This window comes from Delftia lacustris (assembly GCF_040267515.1).
Classification (GTDB): domain Bacteria; phylum Pseudomonadota; class Gammaproteobacteria; order Burkholderiales; family Burkholderiaceae_C; genus Comamonas; species Comamonas tsuruhatensis.
Window position 1 is genome coordinate 6,903,172 of the sequence record NZ_CP141274.1, and the last position, 22,200, is coordinate 6,925,371.

The window sequence follows — 22,200 nt, forward strand, 5'->3', positions numbered from 1 at the left end:
GTCACGCCAGTGGATCGCCAACGAAGTGTCCCCGTGCCAGGCGCACGGGACGCGGGCTTGCCCGCGCCGCAGGGAAGGCCTTGCGGAGCTTCGCTTGCGGGCCACTGGCTCGCGCAAAGGACGTCGCTGATGAATGACATGCTGAGCTTCTGGGAACCGTGGCTGCGGCCTTCGGCCGGGCTGGCCACGGTTCAGTGGTCCCTGCTGCTGGCCGTGGCCACCATGGTCGGCTATGCCTGCCAGCGCCATGCCGCCCTGCCCAAGGTGGTCGGCTACTCGCTGGTCGGCGGCATTGCCGGGTTGATCGGCTTTGGGGCCAACACCACCTGGCCGCTGCAGGGCACGGGGCTGTTCCTGCTGGAGCTGGGCGTGGCCATCGTGCTGTTCGAATGCGGCGGGCGCATCACGCTGCGCTGGTTCCGCCACAACCCCATGGTGCTGGTGCAAAGCGTGGCCGAGTCCGCGCTGACCTACGTGCTGGTCTCCCTGGTGCTGGGCTGGCTGGGCATGGCCCCCGAAGTGGCCGGGCCGCTGGCCCTGGTGGCCATGGCGGCCTCGCCCCTGGTGCTGACGCGCGTGGTGGCCGACATGCGTGCCGCAGGCGCCGTGACCGATCGCGGCCTGGTGCTGTCCACCCTGTCCACGCTGTATGCGCTGGCCCTGGGCAGCGCCAAGGCGGGCATGCTGACGCAGCCCAAGGCCGGCTTCGTGGCCTCGATCATGCCGGTGCTGGTGGTCTTGGGCGTCTCGGTGGCCGTGGCCCTGGTGCTGGCCGTGCTGATGCGCCTGGCGCTGCGCTTCATGAGCCCGGCCAGCGAGAACACCTCCATCCTCTTTCTCACCCTGATCTCGGCCAGCGTGCCGCTGACCTCGTACCTGGGCGGCTCGGCGCCGCTGGCGGCGCTGCTGGGAGGCATCCTGCTCAAGCAGTTCAACCCGCGCCCCTGGGCGTGGCCGCGCCAGCTGGGCACGGCGGCCTCGCTGCTGACCATGCTGATGTTCGTGCTGGTCTCCACCGTGGCCGCACAGGCCGACTGGAGCGCGCCGGTGGCCGGCGTGGTGGGCGCCGTGATCCTGGCGCGCCTGGTCGCCAAGACCCTGGGCGTGGCCGTGGGCAATGTGGGCACGGGCGCCAACTGGCGCCAGGCCTTCTGGGTGGGCTGCGCCATGGCGCCCATGTCATCGGTGGCGCTGCTGATCGCCTCGCAGTTCGTGGCCGCCGCGCCCGAGCTGGGCGCGCAGATCGCAGGCGTGGCCCTGCCCACCATTTTGGTGATGGAGGTGCTGGGCGCCGCCCTGGCCACAGTGGCCATCTACCGCTCCGGCGAAAGCTCCCGTCCCTGGAAGCCGCTGAGCCGCTCGAACACCGCAGGAGATGAACGTGAGTCTTGAAGCCTTCAACTCGTCCGAACCGCTGACCCTGGGCGTGGAGCTGGAACTGCAGCTGGTCAACACCCACGACTACGACCTGGCCCCCTACGCCGAGGACATGCTGCGCCTCATGCTCAAGAACCCGCTGCCCGGCAGCGTGGTGCCCGAGATGACGAACAGCATGATCGAGATCTCCACCAGCGTCTGCCATTCGGCCTCGGAGGTGCTGGGCCAGCTCAGCCAGATCCGCGATGCGCTGGTCAAAAGCGCCGACAAGCTCAACATCGCCGTGGTGGGCGGCGGCACCCACCCCTTCCAGCAGTGGCATGAGCGGCGCATCTACGACAAGCCGCGCTTCCAGGAGCTGTCGCAGCTGTACGGCTACCTGTCCAAGCAGTTCACCATCTTCGGCCAGCACGTGCACATCGGCTGCCCCGACGCCGATGCGGCGCTGCTGATGCTACACCGCATGTCGCGCTACATCCCGCATTTCATTGCGCTGTCGGCCTCCAGCCCCTATGTGCAGGGCCATGACACGGCCTTCGACTCGGCGCGGCTGAACTCGGTGTTCGCCTTTCCGCTGTCGGGCCGCGCGCCCTGCGTGCTGCACTGGAGCGAGTTCGAGCAGTACTTCGACAAGATGACGCGCACGGGCGTGGTCAAGAGCATGAAGGACTTCTACTGGGACATCCGGCCCAAGCCGGAGTTCGGCACCATCGAGATCCGCGTGTTCGACACGCCGCTGACCATCGAGCGCGCAGCCGCCCTGTCCGGCTATGTGCAGGCGCTGGCCGCCTGGTTCATGGACACCCAGCCCTTCACGCCCGTGGAGGACGACTACCTGGTCTACACCTACAACCGCTTCCAGGCCTGCCGCTTCGGCCTGGAGGCCGTGTACGTGGACCCGGCCACGGGCGAGCACATGCCGCTGGCCGACCACATCCTCAAGACCATGGATGCCGTGGCCGACTACGCGGCCCGCCATGGCGCCGCGCCCGCCCTGCACCTGCTGCGCAGCGACGTGGCCGCCGGCAGCAACGATGCCCGCTGGCTGCGCGAACGCCAGCGCAGCGAGCAGCTGCTGGCCGAGGTCTCGCGCCAGGCGGCCATGCGCTTTCGCGGCCAGGCCGTGTAGGCAGTCTTGTCCCGCACACACAGGGCTCACACGTCAAATTGTGAGCCAACTCTCCACGTTCAGCAAAGCTGCACCCCCGCCCAATAACACGCTCGCACCCCTGCACAATGAAATTGCGTTGGAGGTGGCGACCCTGTCTAGACAACCTACCTCTTGATGTTCTCCAGCATGTCCGGAGGTTCGCGCAATGCAAGAAGTCAGATGTGCCAGCTGCAACAGAAAGCTGGCGATGGGAGTGTTCCAGCATTTGAGCATCAAGTGCCCACGCTGTGGAACACTCAACTCCTTGAGAGCCTGGAGCTCCGAACCCGAGTGCCTACGAGCGCCCTTGAAGAAAGGAAGCCACCATGGCTCAAGTAACTAAGGTATTAATTGCCGATGGCGACGTGTTGTCCAGCACACCGAACAACGAAGTCATCTATTTCGCATCCAATGCAAACGGTATTCCTGTGGTGCCAGGATCGCACCATATCTTACCGACCAACCCCTATACGCTTGTATTTGACGACGCGGGCAAGCCATCCGGGTATGACAGGAAAAACAATCGCCATACTGTCGCGATGGATGTGAAGTTTGTCGAAGACTTCCTTGAAATCGAGTCGTGCCACACGGGCATCATCTCTCGCCACAAGGGCTGGAACAGCGCTCCCTATGTAAGAGGTGACAACCGTGGAGCTGCAGCCATTGCAGGCAAATGGGGCTATGCAGGCGGTAGTGTCGCTCTGGAGGAAATCGAAATCACGAACGATTTCAATAATGGTGACTCGCATCACCTTCCGTCGGCACAGCATCCAAGGGGCGCTATCGGACAGGCAAAACTTCAGGGTGATCGCTGGTATCGCATGGTGCTTGAAAGCATCGTGTTCCATGGAGCCGTCGGGCACAAGGTTAGATTCATCGACAAACAAACCAAATCCATTGTTTACAAACTACCCATCTACTGGTCGGAATTTTCGGGAAACTATGTATCTCGCGATGCTGGCAAGGTGTGCGTGTTCAGCATTCATGATCCGGCCAAGCCCGCAGCAGGTTTCTATTTCACGAACCTGATGAGCTATTGGACGCGCGCCCACAAATCGGTTGCGCACCCCTGAGAGTACAGGGGCTTGCAGCCCACGCCGTCAGCCCCCGCCATGCAAGTCAGGGCCTTACACCCTCAAGGCAGTACCGCCGCCGCACGCGCGGCGGTGATCTGCGCGTCGGCGTCGCGCTGCAGCAGCAGGCGCTGGCGCACCAGGTCCTGGGCCACGGCCGTGACGGCGCTCACGTAGCCGGCCTGGTCGACATACAGCTCCTCCAGTGAAGGCCGCCCGTCACCGGCCGCCAGCCGCGCCGCGCGCGTCTTGTGGAAGGGGATGAAGCTGCCCGTGAGGTTGGACAGGTCCACGATGCCCGGCGTGGCCACGTAGTTGAACTCCATGCTGGTGCCCAGCGGTGCCCGCGCCTCCACGCTGCGGATGCCGGCGCGCGTGAGGCCGGTGGCCGCATCGACCTGGGGCACGAGGATGGCGTAGTCCTTGCCCGTGGCGCGCGGCGGCTGCAGCGTGGCGATGCCGCTTTCGTCCTGCGGCACGTACTGCGGGCCGAAGTCGAGCAGCGCAAAGCCGTTGTGGCGCGCCAGGTAGCGGAACTCGGGGATGGCGGTCTGCACGCCGCCCACGCTCCAGCTCAGGCCCTTCATGGCGGGAAAGACCAGCTTGTCGGGCCGCACCAGGGTGCCGTCGGCCAGCCTGGGCACCTGGCTGGCCGGCGGCTCGGTGCCGCGCACCACCCAGTCCTCCAGCGCGATGAACAGCGCGCGGAAGGTGTCGTTGAAGTGCACCACGGTGCCGGCCGGATAGTCATTGCGCGTGGGCGCGTAGCCGATGCTGGCCGTGCCGCCTGCGCCGCCGTGCTGGGTGCTGGCGTAGTAGTAGATGCGCGCATTGGCGGGCTGGGCGATGTCGCGCAGGCCGTTGGCATCGGTCAGCACGGGCGAGCCCTGCAGCTGCCAGAACTCCGTGCCGGACAGGCCCAGGAAGAACTTGGGGCAGGTGTTGCTGGCTTCGCAGCGCTTCATCACGCCGCCCTGGCGGCCGCTGACCTCATCGCTGTAGTCCTTGTCCAGGCCGCGCGGCGCGGTCTGTCCGAAGGCCGTGTGGTCGGTGCGCAGGCCGCCCCCGCCGCCGGGCACGGCAAAGCGCGTGTTGATGTTGGTCTGGCGCGCGGCCACATGGGCATACATGCCGTCGAAGACCTTGCCGCCATCGAGCGCCTGGTTGAAGCCCAGGTGCAGGAAGGTCTTCATGGCATTGCCCGACTGCGAGGTGCCCTGGCCGATGGTGTGCGTGATGCGCCCGGCCAGCGGATTGGCCTTGCCGTCGGCATCGGCCGCCTTGGCGCGGAAGAAGCTCACCGTGTCGCGCAGCGCAGCCAGGCCCACGCCCATGACCTTGGGGTCCTTGGCCACGTAGATCAGCTCGTAGAGGTACTGCAGATCGAACCCGCCCTTCAGGCAGACATTGGTGGCGCTGGGTGTGCCGGGGAAGGGATTGGCGGCGGCATCGCAGCTGGCGAACTTCCAGTCGCCCGCAGGCACAGTCTGGCGCGCATCGGTTTCGTTGATGCGGCGCGTGAGCGAGTAGCCGGCCTGCGTGTTGTCCAGGTTGGCGGGCTCGTAGGGGGTCATGCTTCCATTGAACACGCCGCCGGGCAGGGTCATGGAGGGCACGGCGGCGGCCGGGACCAGTTCGGTGCGGTAGCTGCCCGTGATGCTGCTGCCGTCCTTGTTGCGGGCCACGGGCACGGTGACCGTCAGGCGCGCGGGCGTGGACTTGGGCACGTCGCCCTGCCAGGCCGAGTACAGCAGCACATAGCCGCGCTCCAGGTAGACCGCATCGCCGGGCGTGGCCGTGGGGTTGGGCATGGTCAGGATGTTGCCGCGATTGGGCGCGTCATAGCGCAGCACACCGCTGGCCTTGGACATGTCCTTGGGCTTGAGCATGACGAAGTCGGTGCTGTACTCCACCATGCCGCGCGCATTCACGGGCGCCAGCGCCAGGTCCTGGATCACGGCGTTCTTCGGGTCGGCCGGGTCCAGCTCGCCGCGCAGCACGCCGGTGACTTTTTCGTAGGCGCCGACACTGCCGTAGCTGCCGGCAAAGTCCTCGGTGGCGCTGATGCTCAGCTGCATGCGCGGCGCCTGCGAACCGGCAGGCGAGTCACTGCCGCCGCAAGCGGCCAGCAGGCCGGATGCGGCCAGCAGGCCGGATGCGGCCAGGGCAAGGGCCAGGGGATGGGTGGATCTGATGTGCATGTTGTCTCCTTGGGGTCATGGCACAGGCAAGGCTGCGCCCTGGCCGCCGTGCATTGCGGCGGCCTAGGGCGGTTCGGAAAAAAAGGAACGGGAGAGCGGGGGAGCGGCCTACTCGGGCTGGATGCCGGCGGCCTTGATCACCTGGCCCCACTTCTGGGTCTCGGCGGCCTGGAAGGCGGCCAGTTCCTGCGGTGTGGCCGTCCAGCCCTGGGAGCCGGACATGTCGAAGAAGGACTTGGCGCCCGCGCTGTGCACGGCGTCGGACAGCAGGCGGTTCAGGCGGGCCACCACGGCCTCGGGCGTGCCGGCCGGCGCATAGGCGGCGAACCAGTAGCCCATGTCATAGCCCTTGACGCCGGCCTCCTCCAGCGTGGGCACCTCGGGCAGCTGCGGGCTGCGCTGGGTGGTGGAGTAGCCCAGGGCGCGCAGCTTGCCCGACTTGACCTGGGGCACGCCGGTGGAGGTGTCGGTGATCATCAGGTCGATCTGGCCGCCCAGCAGGTCGGTGATGGCCAGCGGATTGCTCTTGTAGGGCACGTGCATCAGGTCCACGCCGGCCAGCTGCTTGAGCATTTCACCGGCCACGCGGCTGGAGGAGCTGCCGCTGCCGAACGACAGCTTGCCCGGCTGCTTCTTCGCCGCCGCCAGCAGATCGCCCACGTTCCTGTACGGCGCATCAGCGCGCACCACCAGCACCTGGCCGCCCTTGCCCAGCCCGGCCACGGGCGCGAAGTCCTTGACCGCGTCATAGGGCAGCTTCTTGTACAGATGCTGGTTGGCCGCGTGCGTGGTGTTGGTGGTGATCAGCACCGTGTAGCCATCGGCCGCCGAGCGCGCCACCTGCTGGGCCGCGATCATGCCGCTGGCGCCGCCCTTGTTCTCGACCACCACGGCCTGCTTGGTCGCCGTGGTCACGGCCTGGCCCAGCGCCCGTGCCAGCTGGTCGGTGGCGCTGCCGGCCGCAAACGGCACGACGAAGGTGATGGGCTTGGACGGATAGTCCTGCGCCAGGGCCGGTGCTGCGGCGGCCGCCAGCACGCATGCGGCCAGGGCGAGCACATGGCGGCGGGGGAAGTTGTGCGAAAAGTGCATGTCTGTCTCCTTTGTTGTGATGAATGTGTGACGGGCGGGTGCTGCCGGCTACTCCGGCGCCAGGTGGGGCAGCAGCGCAGCCGGTATGTGGACCTGCATCTGCAGCAGCCAGTACGACAGCGCCTTGCCGTGGCTGTCGAGGTTGAGCGCATCGTTGACGCCGCCGTCCAGCACCGCGTCCAGCACCCAGTTCATGGCCTGCAGGCGCTGCAGCACGAAGCGCTGCACGCGCGCCGGGCGCCGGGCGGCGAAGTGCGCGGCCACGCGCTCTTCGGTGATCTGCTCCACCAGCACGGGCCAGCAGGCGGCATTCCAGGCGATGAGGCTGATGTTGGAGCGGTTGCCCTTGTCCCCCGTGCGCCCGTGCGCCAGGCGGTACAGCGGCACGGTGACGGGCATCGTGGTTGGCAGTGTGTTCATGCGGCGTGCTCCCCGGCTTCTTTCTCGACCCCTTTGTCGACGCCTTTATCGACATCTCCCTCGGCCCACTTCCATCCGGTGGCGACGCTCTGCTGCGCCAGCAGGCAGGACACCGTGCCCAGCCGCGCGCGCAGCGCCGTGCGCACGCCGCCGCCGCCGGCCGGCCCGCAGGTGTACAGCGCATTGACCTCGCGCGGCAGGCGCCGCGCCTGGGCCTGCGTGGGGCGCAGCCAGGCAGCGCGCAGACGCACGTCCTGGGGGGCGGCTGCGCCGGCCGGCTGCGCGTCGCGCCAGCGGCCGGCGTCATCGCCCAGCACGCTGGCCACGCCGATCCAGTCCAGGCGCAGGTCGCCTGCGGCCTCGCCGCCCAGGCGCTCGCGCAGCACCTCGCCGGCCAGCCGGGCGCGCTCCAGGGCGCGCGGGCCGGCATAGGAGATCTCGCCCTCGGCCAGCCAGCCCGAGGCATGGCAGACATTGACCTTGTAGTGGCCGTTGTGCGCATGGCCGCGCACGCCGCTCAGGCGCACGGCGTCAGGCCCCACCTGGTGCACCTCGGCCTCGGACAGGTCGGCCACCACGTCGGGCGTCAGGTAGGCGGCCGGGTCGTGCACCTCGTACAGCAGCTGTTCCTTGACCGTGCGTTCGCTGACCAGGCCGCCCGTGCCTTCGGGCTTGGTGATGGTGCAGTCGCCCGAGGGCTCGATGATGGCGATGGGATAGCCCAGCCGCGCCAGGCCCTGCACGTCCTTGAAGCCCGGGTCGGCGAAGTAGCCGCCCGTGACCTGGGCGCCGCATTCCAGCAGGTGGCCGGCCATGGTGGCGCGCGCCAGGCGGTCCCAGTCGTCCCAGGCCCAGCCGAAATGCGCCATGGCCGGCCCCAGGGTCAGCGAGGGGTCGGACACGCGGCCGGCCACCACGATCTCGGCGCCGGCCTGCAAGGCCTCGGCAATCGCGCGCGCGCCGATGTAGGCGTTGGCACTGACCAGCGAATCCTCGGGGAACTCCGCGCCCAGCGCGGCCCGCAGCGCCCCGCGGTACGCCGGGCCGCTGACATCGTCGCCATGCACCACGGCGATGCGCGGCACGCGCAGGCCCAGGCGCTGCGCCAGCCGCTGGATGCAGCGCGCCGCGCCTTCGGGATTCGCCGCGCCGAAGTTGCTGACGATGCGTATGCCATGCGCCAGGCAGTCGGCCAGCACGGGCTCCAGCAGGTCCTCCAGCAGGGGTTCGTAGCCCGCGTCGGGCTGCTCGCGTCGCGCGAGCTGGGCCAGCGCCAGCGTGCGCTCGGCCAGGGTCTCGAAGATCAGGCAGGCGCTCTGGCCGCTGGCCGCCAGGGCGCGCACCACGGGCGCGGCGGCATCGGTGCGGTCGCCCGAGAAGCCGGCTGCGCAGCCCACCCACAGCGGGGGCCTGTCCGGGGCAAGAGAGGGTTCCAGGTTGTCCATGAGAGCCAATGTAGGCAGCCGCTGCTAATCTGTGAAATCGATTGTTCGGATCGACTTATCCAAAAACCCGATGAATATCTCCTCCCGCCAGCTCGATGCCTTCATCGCCCTGGCCCAGCTCAGCAGCTTCACCCTGGCCGCGCAGCGCTGCCATCTGTCGCAGCCGGCCTTCAGTGCCCTGATCAAGGGGCTTGAAGACGGCGTGGGCGTGCGCCTGTTCGACCGCAGCACGCGCCACGTGGCGCTGACGCAGGAGGGGGCGCAGTTCCTCGATGCCGCGCAACGCATACGCGCCGACCTGGGCGATGCCGTGCACGGCCTGCGCGAGGCGGCGGCGCTGCAGCGCGGGCGCGTGTCCATCGCCCTGCTGCCTTCGCTGGCGGCGGCCTGGCTGCCGCCCGTGCTGGCGCTGTTCCATGCGCGCCATCCGGGCATACAGCTGCAGGTGTCGGACCTGCTGTCCGAATCGTGCATCGCCCAGGTGGCCTCGGGCCAGGCCGACCTGGCGCTGGCCGCCATCCGCGCCGACACCGAGGAGCTGCAGGCCGAATGGTTCTGCGCCGACCGGCTGCACCTGGTCTGCCGCGCCGACCATGCGCTGGCGGCCCTGCCCGCGCCGGCCATGGCCGACCTGCGGGACCAGCCCTTCATCCAGCTCGCCCGCCACAGCAGCGTGCGCCAGTACCTGGAATCGCAGGAACAGGCCCCGCCCCTCAACACCTTGCTGGAGGTGGAGCACCTGGCCACCGTGATGGGCATGGTGCGCGCGGGCCTGGGCATCAGCGTGGTGCCGGCCCTGGCGCTGTTCCACTTCGTGCAGCCTGGCCTGGTGACGCGCCCGCTGGCCGATGCCGACCGCCGGCGCGACCTGTACCTGGTGCGCAGGCGCCAGCGCAGCCTGTCGCCGGCCGCCCAGGCCTTCCACGCGCTGGCGCTGGAGCATCGGCCCGGTGCGGGCGAGACCACCTGATACGGGGCAGCACGAACCTCGCAGCACAATAGCCCGATCGCCAACCGCCTCCGAAAGCCGCCACCGTGGGTGAATTCGACCTGATCCGCCGCTTCTTCCAGCGCCCCGTGCACCGCGCCGCCCTGGGCGTGGGCGATGACTGCGCCCTGCTCGCCCCGGCGCCGGGCATGCAGCTGGCCGTCTCCAGCGACATGCTGGTCGAGGGCCGGCATTTCTTCGCCGACGTGGACCCGCGCCTGCTGGGCCACAAATCCCTGGCCGTGAACCTGTCCGACCTGGCGGCCTGCGGCGCGCGCCCGCTGGCCTTCACCCTGGCCCTGTCCCTGCCGCGCGCCGATGCGGCCTGGACCGAGGCCTTCGCAGGCGGCCTGCTGGCCCTGGCCGACGCCCACGGCTGCGAGCTGGTCGGCGGCGACACCACCCAGGGGCCCTTGAACATCTGCATCACCGTCTTCGGCGAAGTGCCGCCCGGCCAGGCCCTGCTGCGCAGCGGCGCGCGCGCGGGCGACGACATCTGGGTCAGCGGCAGCCTGGGCGATGCCCGCCTGGCGCTGGAAGCCCTGCTGGGCCACACCACCTTGCCACCCGGCACGCTGGCCGCCGCGCGCCAGCGCCTGGAAGCGCCCACGCCGCGCGTGGCCCTGGGCCAGGCGCTGCGCGGCATTGCCAGCAGCGCGCTGGATGTGAGCGACGGCCTGCTGGGCGACCTGGGCCACATCCTGGAGCAATCCCGCGTGGGCGCCAGCCTGGATACGCGCCTGATCACGCCGCTGCTCGATGCCGGCCGGCACACGCCCCTGGCCATCGACCTGCTGCACCAGTGCACCCTGTCCGGCGGCGACGACTACGAGCTGTGCTTCACGGCCCCGGCCGACCGGCGCGATGCCGTGCAGGCCGCAGGCCGCGACAGCGCCACGCGCGTCACGCGCATCGGCTGCATCGAGGAGCAGCCCGGCCTGCGGCTGATCGGCCCGGACGGTGCGGCCATGGCGCCCCGATGGGCCTCGTTCGACCACTTCGCTGCGGCCTGACGCCGCGCCAAACCACTTTCATCCGAGAAGGACTGCCCATGGTTCAACGCTCCGCCCTGCCCGCCCTCTCTGCCCTGGCAGCCGCCTGCTTCCTGCTGGCAGGCACCCCGGTCCAGGCCCAGGCACAAGCCCAGGAAGCCACCATCGCCCGCGCCCCCATCGCGCGCGTCACCCTGTATGCGGGCGTGGCCTCGGTGGAGCGCACGGCGCGCATCACGGCCGCCACGCGCCAGCTGGTGTTCGAATGCCTGCCCGGCTCCATCGACCCGCAGAGCCTGCAGGTCAGCGCCGATGCCGGCGTGCGCCTGGGTGACTACAAGCTGCAGTCGCAGCCGCGCGAACTGGCCTCCAAGGCCTGCGCCAGCCCGCTGGAGCAGCAGATCCGCACGCTGGAAGACCAGCTGGCCGCGCTGGAGGCCGACGAGTCCGCCGCCAAGCTCGTGGGCGACTACCTGCAGGGCCTGGCCAAGCCCGGCGATGACGCCAAAGCCCCCGCCCTGCCCGCCGCCAGCCAGCTGGGCGCCGCCACCGAGGCGCTGCGCAGCACCAGCCGTGGCAACACGCTGCGCGCCCACCAGATCCTGCGGCAAAAGCAGGCGCTGCAGGAGCAGCTCAGGCCGCTGCAGCTCGAACGCGACCGCACGGGCGCAGGCAACGCCCAGGTGATGAAGGTCACCGTGAAACTGGCCAGCCCGGCCGAGGCCAATGTGCAGCTGACCTACCAGGTGCGCGGCCCGAGCTGGCAGCCCACCTACCGCGCCCAGCTGGACCCGGCCAAGGGCACGGTGGCCATCGAACGCCTGGCCCTGGTGGCCCAGAACAGCGGCGAGGACTGGAGCCAGGTGCAGCTGCTGCTATCCACCGGCCAGCCTTCGCGCAGCACGCAGGCGCGCCTGCCCAATCCCTGGACGCTGGATGTGGAACGGCCCCGCCCCGTGGCCGCCATGGCCCCTGCGCCAGCGCCGGCCCCGGCGGCCCCTGCGATGATGCTGGAGCGCGCCCGCAAGCCCGGGGCGGCCGGCGAGGCCGCCGAACTGCCGGTGCTCGATGTCGCCAGCCTCAACACCGCCTACGCCACGCAGTTCTCCGTGCCCTACCGCATCAGCGTGCCCTCCAGCAGCGAGCGCGTGACCCTGGCCCTGGGCGCGCAGAACCTGCCGGCCACCTTGCTCACGCGCACGGCGCCCGCCGTGGAAGAGGCCGCCTACCTGGTGGCCCAGCTGGCCGTGCCGGCCGGTGTCTGGCCCGCAGGCCCCGTGGCCCTGTTCCGCGACGGCGCCTTCGCCGGCCAGGGCCGGCTGGACTTCGGCAACGCCGCCGCGCTGGCCCAGGGCCTGTCCTTCGGCCGCGATGACAAGGTGGTGGTGCGCAACCTGCCCGTGGACTCGGCCACGGGCAGCGGCGGCCTGCTCAGCAGCAGCACCGAACGCCAGGTCACGCGGCGCTTCCAGGTGGACAACCGCCATGACCGCGCCATCGAGCTGCAGGTGGTGGACGCCGCACCCGTCTCGCGCAACGAGCAGATCCGCGTGCAGTCCCAGTACAACCCGCAGCCGGCCACCACGCGCTGGAACGACCGCAACGGCATGATCGCCTGGCAGCAGCCGCTGGCCGCTGGCGCCAGCGCCAGCTTCGAGGCCCGCCACCAGATCCGCCATCCGCAGGATCTGGCGGTCGAAGAGCGTCAGTGAAGCACCAGGGCCGCGCTTATGATCTCGCCCCATGAGTGACGCGCCGCTGCGGCCGGAGGTTTCCGGCGATCCTGCTACCCCCACCTTTGCCTCTGCGGCGCGCCCACCGGAAGGCCCGCCGCAGGGCGGCATGGCACGCCCCACGCTGGAATTCATGATGTCCCACCCGGCCCACTTCATCGCCATGGGGCTGGGCTCGGGGCTGGGGCGCATCGCGCCCGGCACCGTGGGCACGCTGTGGGCCTGGCTGTCCTTCCTGCTGCTGCAGCACTGGTTCACGCCCCAGCAGATCGGCCTGCTGATCGCGGGCAGCATTCCGCTGGGCTGGTGGGCCTGCACGGTCACGGCGCGCCACATGCGCGTGGCCGACCCGGGCAACCTGGTCTGGGACGAGATCGTGGCCTTCTGGCTGGTGCTGTGGCTGGTCATGCCCACGGGCTTCTGGGGCCAGCTCATCGCCTTTGCGCTGTTTCGCTTCTTCGACGCCGCCAAGCCCCAGCCCGTCAAATGGGCCGACCGGTGCTTCAAGGGCTTCGGCTGGCGCGGCGGCTGGGGGATCATGTTCGATGACCTGGTGGCCGCCTTCTGCACGCTGCTGGTCATCGCGCTATGGCGCCATTTCATCGGCTGAAGGAGCTGGCATGAACGCATCCAACGAACTCGTCGAAACCCTGGCAGGCCTGCTGCTGCAGCGCGGCTGGATGCTGGCCACGGCCGAGAGCTGCACGGGCGGCATGATCGCTGCGGCCTGCACGGACCGCGCCGGCTCCAGCGAATGGTTCGAGCGCGGCCTTGTCAGCTACTCCAACGCGGCCAAGCACGACCTGCTGGGCGTGCCCGAGCCGCTGATCGCCGAACACGGCGCCGTGAGCGAGCCCGTGGCGCGCGCCATGGCCGAAGGCGCCATCGCCCACTCACGCGCGCAGTGCAGCGTGGCCGTGACAGGCGTGGCCGGGCCGGGCGGCGGCAGCGCCGCCAAGCCCGTGGGCACGGTCTGGTTCGGCTGGAACGTGTACGGCACCACGCACAGCGAATGCCTGCGCTTTGACGGCGACCGCGCCGCCGTGCGCCAGGCCACCATGGTCCATGCCCTGCAGCGCCTCAATGCGCTGATCAGCGCAAGGCTTTTATGAGCCGGTGCGCGATCTCCTGCAGCGGTGCAGGCAGGGCGCGGTAGCTTTCCAGCAGGCGCTGCTCGTCCACGGGCAGCGGCGCGTTGTCGTCTTCCAGGCCGGCCGTCAGCTCCAGCGCCGTGGTCTGCAGCGCCAGGGCCACGCGGGCCAGGGTGTCGTTCTTGAGGGTGCGGATGGCCCCCGATTCGATCTGCGACACGGCCGAGGCCGTGATGCCTGCGGCCTCGGCCAGCCGGCCCTGGGTCATGCCCAGTTCGGCGCGGCGGGCGCGTATGCGTTCACCGATATGTCTCATGGCCCGTGCATCCAAAGCCTGTGGCGCGGGCGCTCAGGCGCCGTGACACTTCTTGAACTTCTTGCCGCTGCCGCAGGGGCAGGGGTCGTTGCGGCCCGGCTGCTCGCCCTTGACGATGGTTTCCTGGCGCGGGCCCATGCTCTTCCAGATCTGGCGCAGGTCGTACAGCGCCCAGATGGCCTCGCCAAACTGCTCCACGCGCTCCTGGCTGGTGCTGGCGGGGCCGTCCTCGTCGTACATGCAGACTTCGGGCTTGCCGGTGTCGTCCTCGGTCAGGGCCACGACGGCGTTGAGCGCCTCGTTGAGCCAGCCGGCGGCTTCCTTGTCGCGCGGGGCGGCCCATTCCTCGGCCCAGTTCTCGACCACGAACATGAAGCCCAGCGCCCAGATCTGGCCGAACGAAGGAATCTCGCCGTCATCGGGACGCTCTTCCTCGGGCAGCGACAGGATGGCGCCGCGCATGTCCATGGCCTCGGGCTGGAAGGTGCGGTCGTCTTCCAGCGTCTTCACGTCGGCGTCCAGCTGGGTGCGGATCTCGTCCATGCGCAGGCCCACCAGCTCCAGAAAGCGCGCCTGCTGCGCCGCGTCCTTGAACACTTCCATCAGCGGCAGCGGCTGGCCCTCGGCCGCCTCCAGCGTGCCGCCGTCGCCCAGCAGCATGGGCAGCCACTCGGCGGCCGGCACCTCGCGGCGCGTGCAGATCAGCGCCGTCAGGAAACCGTCGCAGAACTCCCACTGCGGAATCTCCTCGCCGCGCGTGCGCAGCTCGTCGAGCAGATCGTCAAGCTCCTCCAGCGCCTCGGGCGTCAGGGCAGGCTCGTCGGGCAGGGCGGTGGCTTCGTGGGCGTCGTTGGACATGGCGGAAATCTCTAGGGAAAACAGGGAGAAGGAACCGGCCACGGCCAGCCCCTCGAATGAATGGCCCGCAGTGTAGCCGCGCCGCCATGTCCGTGGCGCCCGGTCGGAACTGGCGCCCACGGGGCCATATCTCCCACATGGCCCACCCGCTACCCGGCTCCCTGCCAGGCCGGGAGCATGGAAAGGCCCACCCATTCCCCGACCCGGCTCATCGTCAAATTCTGCAAAGCGCCGCTGGCGCCGCCAAAGACTGCCACCAGTGCCCATGTCTGCTCGTCGAAACCGCGGGTCGTGCAGCAGGCCATCTGGGGCAGGCACATCGCCTCGGACTGGTCCTGGGCCAGTAGGCTGACGAATTCCTGCGCGGTCACGGTCTCCGGATCCAGGCCCATGGGCCAAGTCCCCTTCCAGCGCTGCGCATCCAGGGTCACGCTGTGCACGCCCCATGTCGGAGCGCCTGGCATGTCGCCCCAGGCCAGGCGTTGAAGGACCAGGCCCAGCCCCCTCTCCGCCCATGTCACCGGGTAAGGCGGGGCGTGATCGATCTTCAGCAGCTGCGCATCGCTCAATCCCGCCTGGCGCAGGGCCAGGCGCAGGTAATCCTGCCGGCTGTGCCGCCCCAACGTGCGCAACACGGCATCCATCAACGGGGCGATGGGCTGTGGATTCATGGTGCCGTCCATTCAGAACTCATCAAAACGACGCATATAGGCATCGCATGCCAGTTGCCATGCATGCTCATCATTGGAGCCAGAAGGCGGCGGTCCGATGAAGTTGTTGAGCCGGGATTTGGCACGAATCGGTTTGAGCAGGCGCGCCGCCTCGCCAAAGGCGGGCAGTGTCAGTCCCTGCTCCATATCCCCCAGCCCAGGAAAGTCTCCTGCACGGATTCCCAGGCAGTTGCCTACATCACCGGCCGAAAGATACTGGCTGGCCTCGATCTGCTTGCGCACCGCTTCCCGCCCGCCCAGTTTTTCCAGCAAGGCATCGCTGACAAAACTGAGCCAGTTGATGCTGTACATGGCGTTGTTGAAGTCATGGCTCTGCAAGGCGTGGCCACCCAATGCATTCAAGCCTGGAAACCGCTGAAGATAGGGATATAGCACTTGCTGGCCCTTGCCAACAGGTCCGATATTTCGTTCTTCCACTGCAGGCATGACACCCCATCCGGCAATGGCCCAGAAGGGCTGCATCAACTCCACTAGCTGGGTGGTAATTTTTCCCACATTGCGCTCAGGCGGTTGATCAAGAATCCACCTGACAGGAAGTGCCATGCGAATGAAAGACATGGCAGGGCCTATGCCAGGTGATTGATAGCGATCCTTCATCCAAAGCCCTTCGTCGTTGTTGATACAGCAGTAGAGACGAAAGTCTTGCGCATTTTTTTCCCACACTTCAGGGGGCCTAGGCCTACCCGAGGCCATATAAAATATCAGAGCATAACCTTTTGGGTTATCAAAGCTCTTCTGTTTCTTTGCAGCCAACTTTCTTTGTGCTATCGCGCTGGTCAGCATGGCTGGCATTCCGTCATACCAATAAACCAGCCGTTCCTTCCCTACGGCCTCACAAAAAAGATCAACCACTTTCCATGCACGTTCACGCACAGCCAAGGAATCCCCCTCATGGAACACCATTTCAATGGTCCAGCCGGCTCTTGCACAAACATCACCGAACTGATTGCACAGTACCAGCGCCTTGAGAATATCCATCGTCGCCACGGTGGCAGCATCCGCCTTCTCATTACCGCAAGGCCAATTGAAATCATTTTTCGCAGCCATCTTGATCTTCTCCATTACTTCAAAACACCAGAAATCAGAACAAATCAAACCGGCTCATATAGGCATCGCATGCCAGCAGCCATGCATGTTCATCATTGGAGCCAGAAGGCGGTGGTCCGATGAAGTTGTTGAGCCGGGATTTGGCACGAATCGGCTTGAGCAGGCGCGCCGCCTCGCCAAAGGCGGGCAGTGTCAGTCCCTGCTCCATATCCCCCAGCCCCGGAAAGTCTCCGGCCCGAATCCCCAGGCAGTTGCCCACATCCCCGGCGGAAAGGTATTGGCTGGCCTGCACCTGCTTTCGCACGGCCTCCCGCCCACCCAGTTTCTCCAGCAATGCATCGCTGACAAAACTCAGCCAGTTGATGCTGTACATGGCTTTGTTGAAGTCATGATCGAACAATGCAAGACTTCCTATGGCATTCAATCCTGGGAACCGCTTCAGATAGGGATATAGCACTTGCTGGCCCTTGCCATCGGGTCCAATATTGCGTTCTTCCACTGCAGGAATGACACCCCAGCCGGCAATAGCCCAGAAGGGTTGCATCAACTCCACCACCTGGGTAGTGATCCGGCCCACGTTGTGCTCAGGTGGCTGGTCAAGAATCCACCATGCTGGAAATGCTATGCGAATGAAAGACATGGCAGGACCTATGCCAGGTGAGGTAGAGCGATCATCTAGCCATGTGTATTCTTCGTTGGCAATACGACAGTAAAGACGAAAGTCTTGTGCATTTTTTTCCCATACTTCAGGTGGATTTGGTTTACCCGAAGCCATGTGGAAGATCAGTGCGTAACCTTTAGGGTTGTCCAAGCTTTTCTGTTTCTTGGCGGCCAGCTTTCTTTGTGCGATCGCGCTGGTCAGCATGGCTGGCATTCCGTCGTACCAATAAACCAATTTTTCTTTCCCCACAGCCTCACAAAAAAGATCGACCACTTTCCATGCGCGCTCACGCACGGCCAATGAATCCCCATCATGGAACACCATCTCGATCGTCCAGCCTGCTCTTGCACAAATACGCCCAAATTGATTCTTCAATACCAGCGCCTTGATAATATCCATCGTCGCCACAGTGGCCTTCTGCAGCTCTTTGGTACTCAAAGGTTTGTTGAAGTCTTTTGCCATATCCATCCTCCATATTTCGCCGTATCTAAACCATCGCTTCAAAAGGCCAATCCGAGGACTCTTGCGAGTGCGCTCCCCACCGCACCTACACCTCTAAGTGCCCGCCCCAGCGCAGACGCACCGGCCGCAGCCCCGACCGCCGCCGCCGTATCCTCATTCACCCGCTCTGACAAAGAGATGGCCTTTTCCCTATTGGCCTGCCATCGCGCTGCCTGATTCAACACACCTTCGTTTTCCTTTTCGCCATTACTGTCGCAAGCACAGCTTTCGGCGTCCAAGGCTTCTTTGAGAAACTTATTTTTAAAAATATATTCGTAGGCATCAATCTGACTCATGCCGTCTGGCCCTTCAACATTGGAATACCCATCCCCGGGAAACTTCATCTCATAGACCCGCTGCACGTTGTCCAGCACAGGCGGAAGGCGCGGGTTCTTCACCACGGCCACATCCGGAATGCGCGAGCCCGCAGGCCGGCTGCGCGTGGGGCGCACGGGCTCGTTGCGCGACATGACGGGGGCCTTGTTCAGGTACGGCACTTCCTGCTTGTAGTAGCCCCGGTAGCCTTCAAACCCGTCGGCCTGCATGACCACGCCGGCCACGCAGCGCTGGCCCAGGCCGCCGGTCATGCAGCAGCAAAACAGCTCGCACAGCGCCCTGCGGTCCAGTTCGTTGTCGAAGTCCCGGGTGCCGCATACCTTGTTGAAGCCCACAAGCACGACGGCCTTGCACAGGTCCCTGGACCGCTTCAGGCGATTGAGGGCGATGAAGGCGGGGACCAGTTGTTCGCAGCTCATGCGCCAGGCCCGCCGAGGGGCGAGGACGATTCGCCAGCAGGCGTGCGCCGCCGCACCACGTCCCAGATCCCCATCGGCAGCTCAAGCATCATCAACTGGATGCGGCCGTCAGGCGGCAGGTCGGTGCGCGCGAGAAATTTGCGCACGGCGGGAAATTCGTCGAAGCGCTCGCCAAACTGGTGGCGCAAGGCCAGGAAGCCGATGACATCGTCCGGCGTCGACAGGCCCCAGCCCACCGCGCGGTCAAGGCCTCGCCGGGTATGGGCCAGCAGCCTGTCATGCGGCCAATCCTGCTCGCTGAGATGGCAGGTCTGCCGCACGATGGCGGCAATCCCTTCTTCGCTGGGCACGAGGTTGCGGCGCAGCGTGCGCTGCATTTCCAGGGTTGAAATTTCCATCATGGCGAAGACACCTCCCATTGCCTGCTGTCCAGGCGCGCCAGGCCTGTGACGTGGTCCAGAAACTTGCGTTGCGCCATGCCGACCCAGATCCCCTCGGGATGCGGTGCCAGGCAGGCGAGGATGCTGTGGCCGCGGAACCAGTCCCCCAGATGCGCCGGGTCGAACTGCGCCAGCAGGCGAGGCAGCACGCGCGGGTCGTAAAAGCGCAGCCACAGCCGCTGGCCGCCGTCTCCCCTGGCCTGCAGAAACCGCTTGAGATGGCGCTTGAGCGCAGGGGCCGGCAGCCGGCTGATCAGGAAAATGCCCCAGTGCGCCTGCCAGCCTTCATGCGGCCAGCGCTGGAACAGCGGACTGCCTGCATGCACCCGCATGAGATAGGGCGCGTAGCGCGCATAGCGGGCGGCGGGCATGCCGTCATACAGGCAGGTGATGCCGGACTGCGGCGGCTCGGCCAGGATGGCGTCATGCAGGTGCTCATCCGCCGCCGCGTCCACGATGGCGTAGAGCAGGCCGTCATAGGTCGCCGCCACCTTTTCGAGCACGGCCTGGCGTGCCATCTGGAGTTCGTCCGGCGTGCCGGGGCCTGGGGGGATCAAGGTGGACATGGCGATTCAGTCCTCCATGGCCGACACGAAGGCGGCCCCCGATTGCGCGGCTTCGGCCAGGCACCGGCCCGCATTCGCACCGATCCAGACGGTGGTGCAGCCCGAGACGACCACGCCGCCGTGCACGGTCCTGTCCCCCATGCGGGCTGCGGGCCTGCCGCCGATCAGTACCGTGGCTTCGCCTTCGGCAATGGCGTCGGGCGGCGAACGGGGGCACAGCGCCTGGTCCGTGACCCTGGCCGCCGGCATGCCGCCGATGAGCACATCGGCCTGGCCGGAGAGAATGGCGCCGCCCCCGTGGGCGGGGCAGGCATGCATGTCGCCCACTCTTGCTGCAGGTTGTCCCATGCGAGTGTCCCGGGTTCAGCAGTTGATCTTCACCAGCGGCGACTTGATCTCGACCATGGCCGGAGAGATCTCGATGGAGCTCGCCCCCGATTGCAGCCGGATGCTTCGGGTGCCGGTGACGATGACCTGTTGCCCATCGACCGTCAGCGTGGTGCCCGCCGCCAGGGCCAGCTGTCCGCCCGCATCGACCAGGCTGTTGGCGCCCACCCGCAGCGCGTGGTCGTTGCCGACGTTGACCGCCTGGTCCTGCCCTACCTCGGTGCTGTCGTTGTTCTGGATGGTGCTGCTGCGGTTGTTGCCCACGATGAGGCCTTCATCGTTTCCAACCTGCGCGCTGCGGTTGCGCCCCACGGTCCGGCTCCAGTCCATCCCCACGCTGTCGCTTCGCAGGACACCCACGTTGCTCATCAGCACCGCGCCTACGTTGAGGTTGTAGGCACACCCCACGGTGACCATCTTGAACAGGCCCGTGCCCTGGGTGTAGCCGATGCCCACGGTTTCGGATTTCATGCGCCCCGTGGCCAGGGTCCAGTTGCGGCCGATGCTGTCGCGTCCATTGGCATCCACGGTTTTCGTGCGGTTCTTGCAGATGCGGATGCTTTCATCCAGGTCCACCGTGCGCGTGCGGTTCTGGTGGACGGTGAGGGTCTCGTCCAGGTCCACCACCTCCGTGCGCCAGCCGTGGACATCGATCTTCTCGTTGCGGTCCACGGTCTCCGTGCGGTCGCGGTGGATGACATTGGTCTCGTCCCGGTCGATGGTCTTGCGCCGGTCGTTGCCCACCCATTTGTCTTCGTCGTTCTCGACTTCGGTGAGCTGGTCCTTCTGTGCATGCAGCCACAGCTGTTCGGCGCCCGCCTTGTCCTCGAAGCGGATGGCGTTGGCGTCGCCCTGGCCGTTCTTCATGCCCGCGCCTGCGGCACCGCCCTTGCTCGACCGGGTCTTGATGCCCGATTGCGTGGCGTTGGCCGGCAGCGCCCAGGGCGGCATGTTGGCCGCGTTGTAGACGCAGCCCGTGACGATGGGATAGTCCGGGTCGCCGTTGAGGAAGTCCACCACCACCTCGTGCCCTATGCGCGGGATGGAGATGGCGCCAAAGCCCGGGCCTGCCCAGTTGGTGGCCACGCGGATCCAGCAGCTGGAGTTCTGGTCCTTCTTGCCCAGCCGGTCCCAGTGGAACTGCACCTTGATGCGGCCGTATTCGTCGGTCCAGATTTCCTGCCCGGCCGGGCCCACGACAATGGCCGTCTGCGGCCCCGTGGTGCGCGGCTTGGGCGTGGTGCGCGGCGGCTTGAAGGCAAGATCCGTGGGCTGGGCCTGCAGCTCGTAGCGCTGGAAGGAGCCTTCTTCCTTGGCGCCGTCCCGGGTACTCGGTGCGGATGGGACGCCACGTACGCTGGAGATCGCGCTGACGCGAGGGTTTTCTTTCAGGTGGTAGCTCAGGCCCGTGATCAGGTATTGCCGGTTCTGGTCACCACGCGGGTAGTTGTAGAGGCTGAAGGTGTAGCCCGTGGCCAGCGCCCGGTGGCAGGACTGGCCCCGCACCCGGCTGTGGCCCGTGAGGCCTTGCTTCAGGCGCACGCGGATGTAGGCATCTCCGTCGCCGTACTCCGTGTAGCCGCCCGGCCATTCGTAGGTTTCATGGCCGTCGTGCGCATGGCCCGGTGGATCGCGGCGCATGTGGGACAGTTCGGCCCGGGGCTTTTTGAAGTCGTAGTCGTCGATGTAATGGCGGCCCGGCTTGATTTCCTGCTCCAGCTGCCAGGCGTGGATGTTTTCCTGATCGCCTGCGGCGGCTTTTTCCGGGGGATAGAAGGGAATGGATTCACCACCGGGCAATGCGCCGTGCGAGGCAATGATGTCGTCGCACAGCACCAGGGTGTGTTCTCCCATGGCATGCGCGAAGTGGTAGTAGATGCCTTCGTGCTCCATCAATCGCGAGACGAAGTCGCAATCGCTTTCGTTGTATTGCACGCAGTAATCCCAACTGCGATAGGCGCGGGTGAGTTTCTTTTGCAGGGGATGGCCATAGACGCCCAATACCTGCTCGATGATGTCGGGCACGGTCTGGTTCTGAAAGATGCGAAAGTCGCTCTTGCGCGTGGCCAGCCACAGCCAGGGGCTCAGGCGGGCCTTGTAGGCGTAGTGGCGGTGGTCCTGGCCCTGCATGCCGAAGCGGGTGACGATGCCGTCGATGAAGCGCCTGCCGCCGCCCTGGGTTTCAATTTCTATGGTGGCGTTTTTGCCCAATAGGGCCTTGGGATCGATGCTTTCGTTTTCGCTGAGCATTTCCACATCGAGGCTGAAGAGCTGGCTGATGTTTTCCTGGCCGCGCAATTCACGGAAATGCAGTTCATCGCCCAATGGCGTGTGGATGGTGACTCGGCGTGTCATTGGTGCTCTCGCCCTGTGGGG

General features: G+C 66.7%; 23 protein-coding genes. 9 read left to right on the forward strand and 14 right to left on the reverse strand.

The features are described from left to right. Nucleotides 1-129: 129 nt before the first annotated feature. The 4 genes from U6958_RS33020 to U6958_RS33035 all read left to right on the forward strand — a co-directional run bounded on the left by U6958_RS33020 (nucleotide 130) and on the right by U6958_RS33035 (nucleotide 3,600). Nucleotides 130-1,392 carry a cation:proton antiporter gene (locus U6958_RS33020; protein ID WP_016450606.1) on the forward strand — a complete coding sequence of 421 codons (1,263 nt, stop codon included), beginning with the start codon at nucleotides 130-132 and terminating at the stop codon, nucleotides 1,390-1,392. Then, complete coding sequence (locus tag U6958_RS33025) at nucleotides 1,382-2,506, forward strand: YbdK family carboxylate-amine ligase (RefSeq protein WP_013804717.1); 1,125 nt, start codon at nucleotides 1,382-1,384, stop codon at nucleotides 2,504-2,506. Before U6958_RS33020 ends, U6958_RS33025 begins: the two co-directional genes overlap by 11 nt. Nucleotides 2,507-2,693: 187 nt before the next feature. Then, entirely contained in the window at nucleotides 2,694-2,870 is a 177-nt protein-coding gene (locus U6958_RS33030) for a Com family DNA-binding transcriptional regulator (protein ID WP_074924296.1), read from the forward strand. Continuing rightward, nucleotides 2,854-3,600 (forward strand): hypothetical protein, encoded by a 747-nt coding sequence (locus U6958_RS33035; RefSeq protein WP_074924295.1) that lies wholly within the window; start codon nucleotides 2,854-2,856, stop codon nucleotides 3,598-3,600. The genes U6958_RS33030 and U6958_RS33035 overlap by 17 nt, the downstream gene beginning before the upstream one ends. Nucleotides 3,601-3,662: 62 nt before the next feature. Here the strand turns inward: U6958_RS33035 and U6958_RS33040 are convergent, their stop codons facing one another. From U6958_RS33040 to U6958_RS33055, 4 genes are all read right to left on the reverse strand, one after another. Beyond that, the gene (locus tag U6958_RS33040; RefSeq protein ID WP_074924294.1) at nucleotides 3,663-5,801 is read right to left on the reverse strand and encodes an alpha/beta hydrolase domain-containing protein; all 2,139 of its coding nucleotides are present in this window, start codon (nucleotides 5,799-5,801) and stop codon (nucleotides 3,663-3,665) included. A 108-nt stretch (nucleotides 5,802-5,909) separates the two neighbouring features. Then, nucleotides 5,910-6,893, reverse strand: coding sequence for a tripartite tricarboxylate transporter substrate binding protein (locus U6958_RS33045; protein ID WP_074924293.1), 984 nt, complete (start codon nucleotides 6,891-6,893; stop codon nucleotides 5,910-5,912). A gap of 48 nt (nucleotides 6,894-6,941) precedes the next feature. Then, nucleotides 6,942-7,313, reverse strand: coding sequence for a hypothetical protein (locus U6958_RS33050; RefSeq protein ID WP_074924292.1), 372 nt, complete (start codon nucleotides 7,311-7,313; stop codon nucleotides 6,942-6,944). Beyond that, entirely contained in the window at nucleotides 7,310-8,758 is a 1,449-nt protein-coding gene (locus tag U6958_RS33055) for an acyclic terpene utilization AtuA family protein (RefSeq protein WP_047327985.1), read from the reverse strand. The genes U6958_RS33050 and U6958_RS33055 overlap by 4 nt, the downstream gene beginning before the upstream one ends. A 70-nt stretch (nucleotides 8,759-8,828) precedes the next feature. On the opposite strand from U6958_RS33055, the gene U6958_RS33060 reads away from it, so the two are divergent. The 5 genes from U6958_RS33060 (at nucleotide 8,829) to U6958_RS33080 (ending at nucleotide 13,583) form a co-directional block, all read left to right on the forward strand. Next, nucleotides 8,829-9,728, forward strand: a complete 900-nt coding sequence (locus tag U6958_RS33060) for a LysR family transcriptional regulator (RefSeq protein WP_047219821.1) — start codon at nucleotides 8,829-8,831, stop codon at nucleotides 9,726-9,728. A gap of 65 nt (nucleotides 9,729-9,793) precedes the next feature. Further along, on the forward strand, nucleotides 9,794-10,759 hold the full coding sequence (gene thiL, locus U6958_RS33065; protein ID WP_016453949.1) for a thiamine-phosphate kinase: 966 nt from the start codon (nucleotides 9,794-9,796) through the stop codon (nucleotides 10,757-10,759). Nucleotides 10,760-10,797: 38 nt separating this feature from the next. After that, on the forward strand, nucleotides 10,798-12,450 hold the full coding sequence (locus U6958_RS33070; protein WP_074924291.1) for a DUF4139 domain-containing protein: 1,653 nt from the start codon (nucleotides 10,798-10,800) through the stop codon (nucleotides 12,448-12,450). 130 nt (nucleotides 12,451-12,580) lie between these two features. Further along, the gene (locus U6958_RS33075) at nucleotides 12,581-13,081 is read left to right on the forward strand and encodes a phosphatidylglycerophosphatase A (protein WP_012202641.1); all 501 of its coding nucleotides are present in this window, start codon (nucleotides 12,581-12,583) and stop codon (nucleotides 13,079-13,081) included. Between the two features lie 10 nt (nucleotides 13,082-13,091). After that, the gene (locus tag U6958_RS33080) at nucleotides 13,092-13,583 is read left to right on the forward strand and encodes a CinA family protein (protein WP_074924290.1); all 492 of its coding nucleotides are present in this window, start codon (nucleotides 13,092-13,094) and stop codon (nucleotides 13,581-13,583) included. Here the strand turns inward: U6958_RS33080 and U6958_RS33085 are convergent. The 10 genes from U6958_RS33085 to U6958_RS33130 form a co-directional block, all read right to left on the reverse strand. Further along, complete coding sequence (locus tag U6958_RS33085; RefSeq protein ID WP_012202639.1) at nucleotides 13,564-13,878, reverse strand: helix-turn-helix domain-containing protein; 315 nt, start codon at nucleotides 13,876-13,878, stop codon at nucleotides 13,564-13,566. The two genes, U6958_RS33080 and U6958_RS33085, sit on opposite strands and share 20 nt — an antisense overlap. Before the next feature lie 33 nt (nucleotides 13,879-13,911). Next, nucleotides 13,912-14,736 carry a UPF0149 family protein gene (locus U6958_RS33090; RefSeq protein WP_016450524.1) on the reverse strand — a complete coding sequence of 275 codons (825 nt, stop codon included), beginning with the start codon at nucleotides 14,734-14,736 and terminating at the stop codon, nucleotides 13,912-13,914. A gap of 149 nt (nucleotides 14,737-14,885) precedes the next feature. Next, nucleotides 14,886-15,419: a hypothetical protein gene (locus U6958_RS33095; RefSeq protein ID WP_052734102.1), complete on the reverse strand. Its 534-nt coding sequence runs from the start codon at nucleotides 15,417-15,419 to the stop codon at nucleotides 14,886-14,888. After that, on the reverse strand, nucleotides 15,420-16,529 hold the full coding sequence (locus U6958_RS33100) for a type VI immunity family protein (protein WP_083393691.1): 1,110 nt from the start codon (nucleotides 16,527-16,529) through the stop codon (nucleotides 15,420-15,422). Nucleotides 16,530-16,548: 19 nt separating this feature from the next. Then, nucleotides 16,549-17,637, reverse strand: coding sequence for a type VI immunity family protein (locus U6958_RS33105; protein ID WP_083393690.1), 1,089 nt, complete (start codon nucleotides 17,635-17,637; stop codon nucleotides 16,549-16,551). Nucleotides 17,638-17,675: 38 nt separating this feature from the next. Then, complete coding sequence (locus U6958_RS33110) at nucleotides 17,676-18,431, reverse strand: hypothetical protein (RefSeq protein WP_074924288.1); 756 nt, start codon at nucleotides 18,429-18,431, stop codon at nucleotides 17,676-17,678. Continuing rightward, complete coding sequence (locus tag U6958_RS33115) at nucleotides 18,428-18,808, reverse strand: hypothetical protein (RefSeq protein ID WP_239009547.1); 381 nt, start codon at nucleotides 18,806-18,808, stop codon at nucleotides 18,428-18,430. Before U6958_RS33115 ends, U6958_RS33110 begins: the two co-directional genes overlap by 4 nt. Before the next feature lie 20 nt (nucleotides 18,809-18,828). Beyond that, nucleotides 18,829-19,437: a DUF4123 domain-containing protein gene (locus U6958_RS33120; RefSeq protein WP_074924287.1), complete on the reverse strand. Its 609-nt coding sequence runs from the start codon at nucleotides 19,435-19,437 to the stop codon at nucleotides 18,829-18,831. Nucleotides 19,438-19,443: 6 nt separating this feature from the next. After that, nucleotides 19,444-19,755, reverse strand: coding sequence for a PAAR domain-containing protein (locus tag U6958_RS33125; protein WP_016453939.1), 312 nt, complete (start codon nucleotides 19,753-19,755; stop codon nucleotides 19,444-19,446). A 45-nt stretch (nucleotides 19,756-19,800) separates the two neighbouring features. Next, on the reverse strand, nucleotides 19,801-22,179 hold the full coding sequence (locus U6958_RS33130; RefSeq protein WP_350337299.1) for a type VI secretion system tip protein TssI/VgrG: 2,379 nt from the start codon (nucleotides 22,177-22,179) through the stop codon (nucleotides 19,801-19,803). Nucleotides 22,180-22,200 lie beyond the last annotated feature (21 nt).

Coding starts and splice junctions, on each gene's coding strand:
- U6958_RS33075 (WP_012202641.1), top strand. CDS start 12,581: ATGGCACGCCCCACGCTGGAATTCATGATGTCCCACCCGGCCCACTTC.
- U6958_RS33060 (WP_047219821.1), top strand. CDS start 8,829: ATGAATATCTCCTCCCGCCAGCTCGATGCCTTCATCGCCCTGGCCCAG.
- U6958_RS33095 (WP_052734102.1), bottom strand. CDS start 15,419: ATGGACGGCACCATGAATCCACAGCCCATCGCCCCGTTGATGGATGCC.
- U6958_RS33020 (WP_016450606.1), top strand. CDS start 130: ATGAATGACATGCTGAGCTTCTGGGAACCGTGGCTGCGGCCTTCGGCC.
- U6958_RS33045 (WP_074924293.1), bottom strand. CDS start 6,893: ATGCACTTTTCGCACAACTTCCCCCGCCGCCATGTGCTCGCCCTGGCC.
- U6958_RS33125 (WP_016453939.1), bottom strand. CDS start 19,755: ATGCATGCCTGCCCCGCCCACGGGGGCGGCGCCATTCTCTCCGGCCAG.
- U6958_RS33100 (WP_083393691.1), bottom strand. CDS start 16,529: ATGGAGAAGATCAAGATGGCTGCGAAAAATGATTTCAATTGGCCTTGC.
- U6958_RS33130 (WP_350337299.1), bottom strand. CDS start 22,179: ATGACACGCCGAGTCACCATCCACACGCCATTGGGCGATGAACTGCAT.
- U6958_RS33110 (WP_074924288.1), bottom strand. CDS start 18,431: ATGAGCTGCGAACAACTGGTCCCCGCCTTCATCGCCCTCAATCGCCTG.
- U6958_RS33040 (WP_074924294.1), bottom strand. CDS start 5,801: ATGCACATCAGATCCACCCATCCCCTGGCCCTTGCCCTGGCCGCATCC.
- U6958_RS33115 (WP_239009547.1), bottom strand. CDS start 18,808: ATGCAGCGCACGCTGCGCCGCAACCTCGTGCCCAGCGAAGAAGGGATT.
- U6958_RS33090 (WP_016450524.1), bottom strand. CDS start 14,736: ATGTCCAACGACGCCCACGAAGCCACCGCCCTGCCCGACGAGCCTGCC.
- U6958_RS33105 (WP_083393690.1), bottom strand. CDS start 17,637: ATGGCAAAAGACTTCAACAAACCTTTGAGTACCAAAGAGCTGCAGAAG.
- U6958_RS33035 (WP_074924295.1), top strand. CDS start 2,854: ATGGCTCAAGTAACTAAGGTATTAATTGCCGATGGCGACGTGTTGTCC.
- U6958_RS33055 (WP_047327985.1), bottom strand. CDS start 8,758: ATGGACAACCTGGAACCCTCTCTTGCCCCGGACAGGCCCCCGCTGTGG.
- U6958_RS33070 (WP_074924291.1), top strand. CDS start 10,798: ATGGTTCAACGCTCCGCCCTGCCCGCCCTCTCTGCCCTGGCAGCCGCC.
- U6958_RS33085 (WP_012202639.1), bottom strand. CDS start 13,878: ATGAGACATATCGGTGAACGCATACGCGCCCGCCGCGCCGAACTGGGC.
- U6958_RS33050 (WP_074924292.1), bottom strand. CDS start 7,313: ATGAACACACTGCCAACCACGATGCCCGTCACCGTGCCGCTGTACCGC.
- U6958_RS33030 (WP_074924296.1), top strand. CDS start 2,694: ATGCAAGAAGTCAGATGTGCCAGCTGCAACAGAAAGCTGGCGATGGGA.
- U6958_RS33080 (WP_074924290.1), top strand. CDS start 13,092: ATGAACGCATCCAACGAACTCGTCGAAACCCTGGCAGGCCTGCTGCTG.
- U6958_RS33120 (WP_074924287.1), bottom strand. CDS start 19,437: ATGTCCACCTTGATCCCCCCAGGCCCCGGCACGCCGGACGAACTCCAG.